Source organism: Streptomyces sp. NRRL F-5122 (assembly GCF_001507435.1).
Lineage (GTDB): Bacteria > Actinomycetota > Actinomycetes > Streptomycetales > Streptomycetaceae > Streptomyces > Streptomyces lannensis.
In genome coordinates, this window is the sequence record NZ_LMWH01000059.1 from 98,548 (window position 1) to 112,113 (window position 13,566).

The 13,566-nt window shown below is 73.0% G+C and carries 7 protein-coding genes; 6 read left to right on the forward strand and 1 reads right to left on the reverse strand.

Annotated features, from left to right (window positions below; genetic code table 11):
• The first annotated feature begins 22 nt into the window (after positions 1–22).
• The gene (locus ADL25_RS09565; protein WP_079050264.1) at positions 23–1,729 is read left to right on the forward strand and encodes a glycerol-3-phosphate dehydrogenase/oxidase; all 1,707 of its coding nucleotides are present in this window, start codon (positions 23–25) and stop codon (positions 1,727–1,729) included.
• Positions 1,730–1,836: 107 nt separating this feature from the next.
• On the opposite strand, the gene ADL25_RS09570 is transcribed toward ADL25_RS09565, so the two are convergent.
• A complete protein-coding gene (locus ADL25_RS09570) occupies positions 1,837–2,901 on the reverse strand; it encodes a serine hydrolase domain-containing protein (RefSeq protein WP_059127224.1) in 1,065 nt (354 codons plus the stop codon).
• A 278-nt stretch (positions 2,902–3,179) separates the two neighbouring features.
• Here ADL25_RS09570 and ADL25_RS09575 point away from each other — a divergent pair, with 278 nt between their 5' ends.
• From ADL25_RS09575 to ADL25_RS09595, 5 genes are all read left to right on the forward strand, one after another.
• Positions 3,180–5,219, forward strand: a complete 2,040-nt coding sequence (locus ADL25_RS09575) for a serine/threonine-protein kinase (protein WP_059127225.1) — start codon at positions 3,180–3,182, stop codon at positions 5,217–5,219.
• Positions 5,220–5,389: 170 nt separating this feature from the next.
• The gene (locus ADL25_RS09580; RefSeq protein ID WP_059127226.1) at positions 5,390–7,984 is read left to right on the forward strand and encodes a protein kinase; all 2,595 of its coding nucleotides are present in this window, start codon (positions 5,390–5,392) and stop codon (positions 7,982–7,984) included.
• Between the two features lie 230 nt (positions 7,985–8,214).
• Positions 8,215–9,843, forward strand: a complete 1,629-nt coding sequence (locus ADL25_RS09585; protein ID WP_059127227.1) for a serine/threonine-protein kinase — start codon at positions 8,215–8,217, stop codon at positions 9,841–9,843.
• Positions 9,844–9,981: 138 nt separating this feature from the next.
• Positions 9,982–11,637: a serine/threonine-protein kinase gene (locus ADL25_RS09590; RefSeq protein WP_059127228.1), complete on the forward strand. Its 1,656-nt coding sequence runs from the start codon at positions 9,982–9,984 to the stop codon at positions 11,635–11,637.
• A 92-nt stretch (positions 11,638–11,729) separates the two neighbouring features.
• On the forward strand, positions 11,730–13,379 hold the full coding sequence (locus ADL25_RS09595; protein ID WP_079050265.1) for a serine/threonine-protein kinase: 1,650 nt from the start codon (positions 11,730–11,732) through the stop codon (positions 13,377–13,379).
• Positions 13,380–13,566 lie beyond the last annotated feature (187 nt).

The window sequence follows — 13,566 nt, forward strand, 5'->3', positions numbered from 1 at the left end:
CGCGACTGAGCGGGAGGCAGCGGTGAGGACAGGGACACTGGGGCCGGCGCAACGCGCCGAGTCACTGGCGGCGATGGCCGAGCGCGAGCTGGACGTGCTGGTGGTGGGCGCGGGAGTGGTCGGCGCCGGCACCGCGCTGGACGCCGTCACACGCGGTCTGTCCACGGGCCTGGTGGAGGCGCGTGACTGGGCGTCCGGCACTTCCAGCCGGTCCAGCAAACTCATACACGGCGGCCTGCGCTACCTGGAGATGCTCGACTTCGCGCTGGTGCGCGAGGCGCTGAAGGAGCGCGGGTTGCTGCTGGAGCGTCTGGCCCCGCACCTCGTGAAGCCGGTCCCCTTTCTGTACCCGCTCCAGCACAAGGGCTGGGAGCGGCTGTACGCGGGTTCCGGCGTGGCGCTCTACGACGCCATGTCGATGGCCCGCGGTCACGGCCGCGGCCTTCCGCTGCACCGGCACCTGACCCGCAGTCACGCGCTGCGCATCGCGCCCTGCTTGAAGAAGGGCGCGCTGGTCGGCGCCCTGCAGTACTACGACGCGCAGATGGATGACGCCCGCTATGTCGCCACCCTGGTCCGCACGGCCGCCTGGTACGGGGCGAAGGTCGCCAATCGCGCGCGCGTGACGGGATTTCTGCGCGAGGGCGAGCGGGTCGTCGGTGCCACGGTGCAGGACGTGGAAGGAGGCGGCGAGTACCAGATCCGCGCCCACCAGATCGTGAACGCGACAGGGGTGTGGACGGACGACACCCAGGCCATGGTGGGCGAGCGGGGGCAGTTCCACGTCAGGGCGTCCAAGGGCATCCATCTGGTCGTACCGAAGGACCGGGTCAGCTCGTCGACCGGCCTGATCCTGCGCACCGAGAAGTCCGTCCTCTTCGTCATACCGTGGGGCAGGCACTGGATCATCGGCACGACCGACACCGAATGGAACCTCGACAAGGCGCATCCGGCGGCCTCCAGCGCGGACATCGACTATCTGCTGGAGCATGTGAACTCGGTGCTCGCGGTCCCGCTCACCCGGGACGACGTGGAGGGCGTGTACGCGGGCCTGAGGCCCCTGCTCGCCGGGGAGTCGGACGCCACCAGCAAGCTGTCCCGCGAGCACACGGTGGCCCACCCGGTGCCGGGTCTCGTGGTGGTGGCGGGCGGCAAGTACACCACCTACCGGGTGATGGCCAAGGACGCCGTCGACGAGGCGGTACGCGGCCTCGACCGGCGCGTGGCCGAGTGCGTCACCGAGGACATCCCGCTGCTCGGCGCCGAGGGCTACCGGGCGCTGTGGAACGGGCGGGCGCGGATTGCGGAACGCACCGGCCTGCATGTGGTGCGGGTGGAGCATCTGCTGAACCGCTACGGGTCGCTCGCCGAGGAGGTGCTCGACCTGATCGTGGCCGATCCTTCGCTGGGCGAGCCGCTCCGGGCGGCGGACGACTATCTCCGTGCGGAGATCGTCTACGCCGCCTCGCACGAAGGCGCGCGGCACCTCGACGACGTGCTGACCAGGCGGACGCGCATCTCCATCGAGACGTTCGACCGCGGCACGCGCAGCGCCCGGGAGGCGGCCGAGCTGATGGCGCCGGTGCTCGGCTGGGACCGGGACCAGATAGAACGGGAAATCGAGCACTACGACAAGCGGGTTGAGGCGGAGCGGGAGTCGCAGCGGCAGCCCGACGACCTGACGGCGGACGCGGCCCGGCTCGGCGCACCGGACATCGTGCCGCTGTAGACGGACACCAGTCCGCTCACAGCCGCCGCGGATCGGACCCCCGTGCGCGGAGCGGATCGCCCGGACGAGTGAGGCGGTCCGGGACGGCCCCCGCGAGCAGGGCCGCTCTAGAAGGTGCGGGGGCAGAACTCCGACGTGAGCAGGGACCGTTCCAGTCCGGGGTCCTCGAATCCGTCCGTGTCGACACGGAAGGTGAGGACGTGTCGGCCGTCGACGGTCGCCGCGCTGCGCACATAGCTGCCGGAGATCCGCCCGTCGTGTCCCCACACCGTCGTGCCGCACGAAAGCTTCTCCGGATAGAGCCCCATGCCGTACACGCCCTGTGCGGCGCGGGTGTCGAGCATCTCGCCGAGCTGGCGCCTGGGCAGCAGTGAGCCGCCGAGCAGGGCCGCGTAGAAGCGGTCGAGATCGGCCAGCGTGGTCACCAGCTCGCCGGACGCCCCGGCCACGCGGGGGTCGAGCTCGGTGACGTCGGACCCGTCGGCGGCATAGGCGCGGCCGTGCGGCGCGGGAAGGGCGGTGCGGCTGCCCGGGAAGGACGTGCCCGTCAGCCGGAGGGGAGCGATGATGCGCTGCTCGGCCTCGACGGCGTAGGAGTGACCGGTGACCTGCTGGACGATCATGCCGAGCACGACGTAGTTGGTGTTGGAGTACGCGAAGCGACCCCGCGCGGTCGGCGGGTGGGCGAGCGCGATGCGCACGGCCTGGAGCGGGGTCAGGGGGACGAGGCCCCTGGTGTCCGCGGTGAAGTCGGCCAGGCCGCTGGTGTGGGTGAGCAGGGCGCGCAGGGTCAGCGTGCGGCCGTCGTTGCCCGCGCCGCGTACCAGTCCCGGCAGATGGTCCTCCACCGAGTCCGACAGGGACAGCCGGTGCTCGGCGGCCAGTTGCAGCACCACCGTGGCGATGAAGGTCTTGGTGACGCTGCCGGCGCGGAAGTGGTCGGCGCGGGCGATCCCGGGACCGGCGTGCGCGAAGCGCGAGTCCGTCCCGTCCCGGGCCAGCAGCGCGGCCGAGGCCGCGGGCGCGCGGGCCGCCACCGCGAGCCGGGGCAGGACGACGTCCGTCTCCGCGGGCAGGCGGGCCTGCGAGCCGCCCGGGGCGATTCCGAGCAGCGCCAGGCATACCGGTACGCCCAATAGGGTCCGGGTCCGGGGTGTCCGGCGCAGCGGCATCGGATTCCTTCCTCGTCGCGGCCCATCATGGAGGACGACCCTGTGACGGGGTCGGGCAGGGCCCGCGCGGCACCGGCTCCGGCGGCGGGGCAGGGGCGTGACGGCGGCCCGTGCCGGGCACCGTGGCGCACCCCGAGGCCTCGACGGCACGGTGTCCGTCCGGAGGGACGTCCTCGGGCGCGGGGCGAGCCGCAGGATCAGGGGCACCCTGGGCGTTGGACGGTCCGTGCGTGAGGGACAATGGAGGCTCTGTCAGGGCGGGTTGCATGAGGGGACGCATGTCGGAGGCGGAGCGGGCGGGCACACCCCGTCAGGACAAGAGCGAACGTCTCCTCGCCGGGCGCTACCGGCTGGGGGATGTACTCGGCCGCGGCGGCATGGGCACCGTGTGGCGCGCCAAGGACGAGACCCTGGGCCGCACGGTCGCCGTGAAGGAGCTGCGGTTCCCCTCGAGCATCGACGAGGACGAGAAGCGCCGGCTCATCACACGCACGCTGCGTGAGGCCAAGGCGATCGCCCGGATCCGCAACAACGGCGCGGTGACCGTCTTCGACGTGGTCCACGAGGACGACCGGCCCTGGATCGTGATGGAGCTGATCGAGGGCAAGTCCCTCGCCGAGGTCATCCGCGAGGACGGCCTGCTGGAGCCGAAGCGCGCCGCGGAGGTCGGGCTCGCGGTCCTCGACGTGCTGCGCGCCGCGCACCGCGAGGGCATCCTGCACCGCGACGTGAAGCCGTCGAACGTGCTGATCGCCGAGGACGGCCGCGTCGTTCTCACGGACTTCGGCATCGCGCAGGTCGAGGGCGACCCGTCCATCACCTCCACCGGCATGCTCGTCGGCGCGCCCTCCTACATCTCGCCGGAGCGGGCGCGCGGTCACAAGCCGGGCCCGGCGGCGGACCTGTGGTCGCTCGGCGGACTGCTGTACGCGGCGGTCGAGGGCGTGCCGCCCTACGACAAGGGATCGGCCATCGCCACGCTGACGGCGGTGATGACCGAACCGGTCGAGGAGCCGAAGCACGCGGGCCCGTTGAAGAACGTCATCTACGGGCTGCTCGCCAAGGATCCCCAGCAGCGGCTGGACGACCGGGGCGCGCGGGCGATGCTCGCCGAGGTCATCCACGCGCCCGATCCCAAGGAGGCGCAGCCGGCCGACGCGACCCGGGTCGTGGCCCTGCCGCCGGCACCCGAGGGGCCTGCGAGCACGGGGGCCGACAGCCCGGAGCCCGCCAAGCGGGGTGAGGAGGCCGCCGAGCGGCTGCGCGGGGCGCTCAGGTCCGTGCGCAAGGCCGCGGTGTCGGCCGGCGCGGCCACGGCCGCCGCCGCGACGGCTGCGCGGTCCAGGACCTCGGGATCCACGAACGACGAGACGTCCGAGGCCGCGTCGTCCGGGAGCCCGGCGGCGCCCGCGGCCGGGACGCCCGGTGTGCCCCGTCCGGCGGACGCCTCGTCCGGCGAGAGGGACACCACCGCCGTCGTCGGATCGGACTCCGGTACGGCGAAGCCGAGTTCGGGCTGGCCCATCGTGCCCGACCCGGACCGGCCGCCGCGCCCGGCCCAGCCGCCGCGGGCCCCGATCACCGATGTGGTGCCGAAGCGCACGTTGGTGATCGTCGCCGTCGTGGTGGCCCTCGCCGTGCTCGGGACGGTGCTCGCGATCGCGCTCCACGGTGGTGACGGCGGCTCGCAGGACAGCAAGAAGGGGGCCGCCAAGTCGGCCGTGTCCGGGGAGGCCACCGCCGGCGGCGGGACCAAGGACGACGGTTCGCACACGGACAGCGGCACCGCGACCGGCGATCCGGACGAGCAGAACACCGGGGGCGGTTCGCCGGCGGCGAGCGCCAGTGCGAGCGGCAGCGCCCCGTCAGCCCCGTCGGACGACAACGAGGCGACGACGCCGTACAAGGGCGGTCAGGGCTACTCGATCGGGCTGCCGGACGGCTGGAAGTACAGCTCGTCGGACTCCGCCGGGGACCGCTTCACCGGCCCCGACGGACAGCGGCTGCTCGTCGCCTGGACGTCCACGCCCAAGGACGATCCGGTGGCCGACTGGAAGAACCAGGAGCGCTACATGACGCGCTCCCAGTACAAGCGGATCCGGATCGAGAAGGTGGACTACCGCGGCTGGAACACCGCCGACTGGGAGTTCTCGTACTCCGACGGAGGCACCGCCTACCGGGTCATCGACCGCGGGTTCGTCGTCAACGCGCACCAGGGTTACGCACTGCTGTACACGGCGAAGGCGTCCGGCTGGGACGGCGATCCGCGCAAGGACACCTGGAAGGCGCTGACGGAGACCTTCCGCCCCAAGTCGTGACGTTCCACGCATCGCGCTGATGTTCGACGCGGTTGTGTGGCGGGGAGATATGACATCCCCGGGTTGCCGGTTGCCTCCGGCACGTATCGTGAGGGATTGCGGACCGTACGCATCCAGAACGGGACGCAAGGCGAACGGAATTGACCAACCGGGCGGCAGGGGGAGGCATCGTGGACGACTATGCGGGTCGGGTACTCGCCGACCGCTACCGCCTGCCGCTGCCACCCCCCGATGAATACGAACTGGCCGAGACACGCGCCTTCGACACCTACAGCGGTCAGGAAGTCCTGGTACGCCAGGTGCCGTTGCCCGAGGTGGTCGAGGCCGAGGTGCTCGGCGCGGACGGACTGCCCGACGGATTCGTGGCGCGCGAGGGCCGGTCCCGGGGCGCCTCCGCCCGCACGGCGGCCACACGACGGCCGGCCGAACCCGCGGTGCGCCGTGCGATCGAGGCGGCGCAGGCCGCCGCGCAGATACCCGACCACCCCCGGCTCGACCAGGTCTTCGACGTGTTCGCCGAGGGCGGTTCGCTGTGGATAGTGAGCGAACTGGTGGCGGCACGTCCGCTGGAGGACCTGCTCGGGCAGAGCCCGCTGACGCCGTACCGGGCCGCCGAGGTCGCCTCCGACGTCCTCATGGCGCTGCGCGTGCTGCACGCCCACGGCTGGGTGCACCGCAACATCACCGCGCGCACGGTCCTCGTCTGCGACGACGGACGCGTGGTCCTGACCGGTCTGGCGGCCGGCGCCGCGGAGGAAGCGCTGTGCGGCTACGACCCGGTGCCACCACGGGAGTCCGAGCAGGCCGACGCAACCACGACCGGGGCCGGTGACGCCCCCGGCTCCCGGCCCGGTGCCCCGGCGGACCGCGGTCCCGCAGCCGGAGGTCCCGGTGGGCGGCCCACCGGCGGTACGCACGGGCCCGTGGGCGGGGCCGCGCAGGGCATGGACCCGGAGGCCGCGCGGCGGGCCGCGATCGAAGCGCGGGCGGGCGGCACGGCGCCCGGTGCCGGCATCCCCGATGGTGTTGTGCCCGCGGCGGGACCCCATGCGCTGGAGTCCGCCGGAGATGTGCGCGCGGCCCGGGCCGGGGCGATCGCTGCGTACCGCGCGGGCGCGCGGGCCGCGGCCCGGGTGCAGGAGGAACAGCGCGGCGACCGGACGGCGTTGCCCGGACCCCGTACTGCCGGCACCGGCCCCGCGGCACCGTCCCAGGCGTCCGGGGAGGTGGTGGAGCGCCGCACCGACACCCCGCCCGGGCAGATCGTCGACCCCTATGGAGTGGGCCGCACGACGTCCTGGCACGGCGCGGTCCCACGTCCCGCGGCGCCCGTGACCGACGGCCGGGGGCACGCCGCGCTGCCGGGCGGCACCTCCGCGCCGCAGGGAGAGGGCGGCGGCCCGTACGCCGCCCCCGGCTCCCGTACGGGCAGGCCGTACGAGACCGCGGCCGCGGGAGTGCCCGGCGCCGCCCCGGCCGCTCCCGGTACCCAGTGGAACCACCGCGGCCCCGCGACCGCACTGGCCGCCGAGCGCGCGCGGCAGGCGCGGATGGCCGTCGTCGGGCCCGTCACCGAGCGGTGGGCGCCCGAGCAGGCCGGACCGGTGCACGAGAACTGGCAGTTGGCCGCGCCGATCGGGCCCGCGACCGACCTCTGGGCCCTGGGCGCGCTGCTGTTCCGTGCGGTCCAGGGCCACGCGCCCTACCCCGAGGAGAACACCGCCGAGCTGGTTCAGCTCGTCTGTGCGGAACCGCCCGCCTTCGCCGAGGAGTGCGGATCGCTGCGCCCTGTCGTGGAGTCGCTGCTGCGTCAGGACCCCATCGACCGCCCCGACTTCGAGGAACTGCGGGGCTGGCTGCGCTCCCTCGTCAGATCCGCCCCGGAGCCGGATGCGGGCGCGCATGTCGTCGCGGCGCCGCCGGTCGACCCCGGGCGACTGCCGATCGTGCGCCGCCGCGGCGAGCTGGTCCGCAGGCGTCGCGCCGGGGTTCCCGCGACCACCCACGCCCGTCACAGGCGGGTCAGGGACGACCGGCCACCGCGGCCCCGGAGACTCGGCCGCACCCTGCTTCTGCTGATCCTGCTCGCACTGGCCGCGGCGCTCGCGTACGCGATGGTGTTCATGCCGAAGGCCGACTCCGGCAGCCGCGGCGGCGGCACGGTGGGGGAGCGCACCCGCGCCGCCGGTGAAGTGGGCCCCGCCCCACGGCAGTCCGCCACGAGCGCCGCCGGGCGGCCCGGCCGGGAGGGTTCCAAGAGCCCTTCGCCGACCGCCGGTTCGGCGGAGACGCAGACGAGCGGGGGCCAGGCCGCCCAGGGCTTCACGGTGCGAGAGGACCCCGAGGGCTTCCGTGTCGCAGTGGCCGAGGGATGGGAGCGCACGCCGAAGAACGGGCGCTCCCAGGTCGTCTACTCCCGGGGCGACTTCGAGCTGATCGTCGTGCCCGGACGCGACAGCACCGCCACGTACGGCACGGATCCGCTGTCCTACCAGCGGGAGTCGGAGCCCGAACTGCAGCCGTTCCGCGATTCGACCTGGGCCACCTCCAGCGGGATGCGGCGCATCGACGTCGGCGGACGGACCCTGGTCGAGGGGCAGTTCACCTGGACCGACGGTGACGGCCGGGAGCTGTTCGTGCGCAATCTCGTCGTCACCGTGGGCGGCCGCTACCACGTGGTGCAGGTCCGCGGTCCGGAGGCCGAACGCGACGAGGTGACCCGCCTGTACGAGCAGGCGGAGCAGACCTACCAGGCGACCGGCTGAGCACGGTCCGTCACCGCTCGCCCCGTTCCGCACGCCCCGCGAACCTCGCAAAGCTCGTTCAACGCACAAGCAACGGGGTCCGATTGGGCTGAGTGTGCGGTGGTTCCGTCCCGTACGTGGAAGGGAGAACCGTCACAGTGCGGTCTCCGTTCCGCCCCCGCCGGTTCCCTGGGTGGGGGCCCCTCTTTAATGTGACCTCGTCAAGAGCATTGCGGGGAAACGTGAATCAGATGCAGGGCCTGCTCCTCGCGGGCCGCTACCGGCTCGTCGATTCCATCGGCAGCGGCGGCATGGGCCGGGTGTGGCGCGCCCACGACGAGGTGCTGCACCGGGCTGTCGCCATCAAGGAACTGACGGCCGCCCTGTACGTCACGGAAAGTGACCGTGCGGTACTGCTCGCCCGGACCCACGCCGAAGCCAGGGCCGCCGCGCGTATCAACCACTCCGCCGTCGTCACCATCCACGACGTCCTGGAGCACGACAACCGGCCCTGGATCGTCATGGAGCTGGTCGAGGGCGGCTCGCTGGCGGACGCGGTCAAGGAACGCGGCCGTATCGAGGCACCCGAGGCGGCGCGCATCGGGCTGTGGGTCCTGCGCGCGCTGGGCGCCGCGCACGCGGCGGGCGTCCTCCACCGCGACGTGAAGCCGGGCAACGTGCTGCTCGCCACCGACGGACGTGTGCTGCTCACCGACTTCGGCATCGCGCAGGTCGAGGGCGACTCGACCATCACGCGCACGGGGGAGATCGTCGGGTCCGTCGACTACCTCGCACCCGAGCGGGTCCGCGGCCACGACCCGGGCCCCGCCTCCGACCTCTGGGCGCTCGGCGCCACCCTGTACACGGCGGTGGAGGGCAGGTCGCCGTTCCGCCGCACCTCGCCGCTGACCACCATGCAGGCCGTGGTGGACGAGAACCCGGCGCCGCCGCAGTTCGCGGGTGCGCTGGGCCCGGTGATCGCGGCCCTGCTGAGCAAGGATCCGGTGCACCGGCCGGGCGCGGCACAGCTGGAGCAGATGCTGGCCGAGGCCGCCGAGGGACGGCGGCCGAGGTCGGCACAGGAGTACGTATCGACGCAGCACGTCGACCTGCCGCACCGCGAGGACACCACGGTGAACTCCCCGGGGCGGCGCGAGGAGCACGAGGCCCAGGCGGTCGGGCGCACCCGGCTTCAGCCCGCGGCGCCGCCCGCACCGCGTGCGCGGCGCCGCGGCCGCACGGTCGCGCTGGTCCTCGCGGTGGCCGCGGTCGTCGGCGCGGCGGGCGCGGTGGCCGTGAACTGGTTCGCCGACCGGGACACCGGTACCGGCCTGTCCGTCGGTTCCACCTCCACCTCCACCTCCACCTCCACCTCCACCTCGGCCTCGCCCGCCCAGGGTTCGCAGCAGGCCGGGAGCGGCCTGCCCGACGGGTGGGTGCGCAAGAAGGATCCGGTGGTGGGCTTCACCATCGCCCTTCCGGGCAAGCAGTGGAAGCGCAAGAAGTACGACTCCTTCCAGACCGACTACACGCCCGACGGCGGCCGGCACTTCATCCGCATAGCCATCGACGACTCGCCGGACTTCGACGAGTCGTACGAGCACCAGGTCGACCTCGAACAGCAGATTCAGGGGCTGACCGACTACAACCGGGTGACGCTGCACAAGAACATCTACCGCGACTGCCCAGGCTCCGAATGGGAGTTCACGTTCACCGCGGTGACGCCGTTCCCCGGTCCGCGCCATGACATCGAGGAGACGTACATCGGCCGCAACGGAGTCGAGTACGCCATCTACATGTCCGGTCCGGCGGAGGACTGGGACACGATGCGCAAGCAGTTCGACGTGCTGCTGAGGGCCTGGCGTCAGCCGACCGGCTGACGGCCGGGGCCAGCACGCCCCCTCGTGCGCCCCCGAACGTCCACCGCACCTCGTCCGTACGCCCTCTTGCGTCGCTTGTCGGCCACTGTGACGACAGCGTCCGGGAGGGTTCGTGTCCCGTGCGGCATCATGGGGCTCATGGGGACCGAGGGGGGACACGTCCGTGTGATAGCGGGCCGCTACCGGCTTCAGGAGCGGATCGGCCGGGGCGGCATGGGCGTCGTCTGGCGGGCGACCGACGAGTTGCTCGGCCGGCAGGTCGCGGTCAAGGAGCTCGTCCTCGACACCTCGCTCTCCACCGAAGAGGCCCGGCTGCAGCGCGAGCGCACCCTGCGGGAGGCGCGCGCGGTCGCGCAGTTGCGGCACCCGCACATCATCGTCGTGCACGACGTCGTCGAGCACGACGAGCGTCCCTACATCGTGATGGAGCTGATCGTCGGAGGCTCGCTCGCCGAGCGCCTGGCCGACCGCGGACCCGTCGACGCGCGCGAGGCCGCCCGGATCGGCATCGCCCTGCTGGGCGCGCTGCGCCGCGCGCACGAATCGGGTGTGCTGCACCGCGACCTCAAGCCCGCGAACGTGCTGATGGAGGCGGAGACCGACCGCGTCGTCCTCACCGACTTCGGTATCGCGCAGGTCGAGGGCGCCACCACGCTCACCGAGAGCGGCTCCTTCGTCGGCTCGCCCGAGTACACCGCGCCCGAGCGGATGTCCGGGGTGCGCACCGGGCCCGAGTCCGATCTGTGGTCACTGGGTGCGCTGCTGTGCGCCGTGCTCAGCGGCGAGTCGCCGTTCCGGCGGGACTCGTTGGGCGGGATCCTGCATGCGGTGGTCGTCGACGAGATCCGGCCTCCCGCGCAGGCTCAGCCGATCCTTCCCGTCGTACGAGGGCTGCTGGAGCGCGATCCGGGCCGGCGTCTGGACGGAGCGGAGGCGGAGCGGCTGCTGCGGGAGTTCCTGGAGACCGGACGGACGCCGAGGGTGCCGGTGGCGTACACACCGACGCAGCGGGACATGCCCCGGCGCGTCGTGCCGCCGGTCCCGTGGGACGGGCGCGAGGCGGCCGCGCGGCAGGCGGGAGCCGGATCCACGGCGGGCAAGCCGTCCGCACGGGGCGCCCTGGTCGCGGCCGCGCTGGTCGCGGCGATGGCCGGAGCAGGCGTCTCGGCGGCTGCGCTGCTGCTGCGCGACGGCGGTGGCGCCCCCGGCACGCCCGCGAGTTCGTCGCCGCCGCGTACATCGGTGGGCACGGAGCCGTCCGGCCTGGGGTCCGCGCCCGCCCCCACGGTGACGGTGACGCGCCCGCCCTCCTCGGCCCCGGCGTCTCCTGCGGCATCGGCCCCGGTACCCGGGGCGCCCTCCGGGTACCGGCGCATACGGGACGCGGGAAGGTTCTCGCTCGCCGTGCCGGAAGGGTTCACGCGTGTCCCGCAGGGCGAGCGGATCTTCTACATGTCGCCCGGCCGGACGTTCCGCATCGGCATCAAGGCGGCCGAACCCGAAGAGGGCGGCCCGCTCGCGGTGATGCGGCGCTCGGCCGCCGACGGGCCGGACAACAACCCGGGTTACCGGGACGGCCGGGTCGTCGGCACGTCGCACGGCGGGAACCCGGCGGCGCTCTGGGAGTTCACCTGGAACGGCTTCTCCGCGGCCGAGGGCCCGCGGCACACCTACGACCTGTGCTGGGAGCAGGGCGGCCGGATGTACGACGTGTGGGTGTCGGCGCCGGTCGGGAAGGTGCGGGAGGCGAAGGAGTACTTCGACGTCGCGGTGGACACGTTCGTCCCGTCCTGAACCGGAGACATCTCACCCGGTGCGTCACGGGTCTGTGACCGGTGTGGGACGGGGGGTGGCTGAAGGAGCGCCCGCACGATAAGCATGAGCGCATGAGCACATACGGGGGAGGGCCTCAACGGCCCGACGAGCCGACGAGTTTCGGACTGCAGGCGCCGCGGCCCGGCGTGCCGTACCCGGGAAACCCGTACGCACAGCCGCAACCGCAGGCGACCTCCCAGCCCCAGGCCGTCCCCACCCGGGTCGCACCGGACGCGCCGCGGGAGCCGGGGGCCGGGCGGCTCGTCGCAGGCCGCTACCGGCTGCTCGCCAAGCTCGGCCACGGGGGCATGGGCACGGTGTGGCGGGCCAAGGACGAGACGGTGGACCGTGAGGTGGCCGTCAAGGAACCGAGGGTCCCCGACCACCTCCCCGAGCGCGAACAGGCCAACGCCTACGAGCGGATGCGCCGTGAGGCACGGGCCGCCGCGCGTCTGGACCATCCCTCCGTCGTGAACGTGCACGACGTGGCGGTCGTCGACGGCAGGCCCTGGATCGTGATGGAGCTGGTGCAGGGCCGGTCCCTGGGCGATGTACTCCAGGAGGGCACGCTCGGGGTGCGCGAGGCGGCGAGGATCGGCCTCGAGGTGCTCGGCGCGCTGGAGGCCGCGCACGCGGCGGGCATCCTGCACCGCGATGTGAAGCCCGCCAACGTCCTGCTCGGCCGGTACGACCGGGTCGTGCTGACCGACTTCGGCATCGCGCAGATCGAGGGCGAGACGAATCTGACGGACACGGGTGGCTTCGTCGGCTCGCCCGAGTACATCGCGCCGGAGCGGGTGCTGGGCCGGCGCCCCGGGCCGGCGTCCGATCTGTGGTCGCTCGGTGTGGTGCTGTACGCGGCGACGGAGGGTGTCTCGCCGTTCCGCCGCGCCAACACCCCCGCCACTCTCCAGTCCGTCCTCCACGCCACTCCGACGGCCCCGGCCCGCGGTCCGCTCGCCGACGTGATCAACGGCCTGCTGACCAAGGAGCCCGAGCGACGCCCGGACGCGGCCGAGGTCCGGCGTCTGCTGCAGGAGGCGGTGAGAGAGCCGCAGCCGACGCAGGGTGTGCCGCTCACCGTCCCCGGCGGCCGAGGCGTGCGTCTCGGCCGCAAGGCGCTGCTCGGGATCGGCGCCGCGGTCGTAGCGGCGGCGGCGGTGATCGCTCTGGTCGTCGCGGACCCGTTCGCGGGGCCGCTGCCGGACGGCTGGAAGCAGCACCGGGAGAAGGCGCTGGGCGCGACGCTCGCGGTGCCCGCGAACTACCGGGTGTACAGGCCCGCGAAGGACGACACCGACAAGAACTGGGTGACGTACTCCGATCTGAGCGGCAGCATCTCGGTCGTGCTGCATCTGGCGCGGGGGTCCGAGGACAGCTCCCATCAGATCAAGGACTCCTCGGCGGCCGAGATGTACGCGGAGAACGGCGAGTTCAAGGACAGCGGCGCCTACGAACTGCAGATGGCATCGGGTCCGAAGAAGACGCACCCGGAGGTGATCCGCTACCGAGGCCGGCCGGCCGCGCAGAACACGGTTGCCTATACGACGAACGACAGCCGGAATCCGCTTCCGCGCGAGCTGAAGATCTTCTACTACAAGAACTCGGCCGGCGACATGTACAAGCTCACCGTCGGCTACCCCGGCGACGGCGACTTCACGGAGCGCGGACGTGAGGTGGCGCGCACGGCGATCGCGAACCTGGGCGTCGACAGGTTGTAGCGAAGTGCGTCCGGCGTTCTCGCCGCGGACGGGGGGCCCCGGGCCAGGGCCCGCCCGAAAGTCGCCACCGGCGCGGTGATCTCCTGACAACGCCCTGATCAGCGCATTTGCTGCCAGCGGTCACTGGCGCGGTGTGGACACCCCGTGAAAGCCCGTTACCGACGGGTACCCAAACCCTCCGACCCGT

Bases quoted from the DNA above. Each gene is read 5' to 3' on its own strand.
- ADL25_RS09570 (WP_059127224.1), bottom strand. From the start codon at position 2,901: ATGCCGCTGCGCCGGACACCCCGGACCCGGACCCTATTGGGCGTACCG.
- ADL25_RS09575 (WP_059127225.1), top strand. From the start codon at position 3,180: ATGTCGGAGGCGGAGCGGGCGGGCACACCCCGTCAGGACAAGAGCGAA.
- ADL25_RS09585 (WP_059127227.1), top strand. From the start codon at position 8,215: ATGCAGGGCCTGCTCCTCGCGGGCCGCTACCGGCTCGTCGATTCCATC.
- ADL25_RS09590 (WP_059127228.1), top strand. From the start codon at position 9,982: ATGGGGACCGAGGGGGGACACGTCCGTGTGATAGCGGGCCGCTACCGG.
- ADL25_RS09595 (WP_079050265.1), top strand. From the start codon at position 11,730: ATGAGCACATACGGGGGAGGGCCTCAACGGCCCGACGAGCCGACGAGT.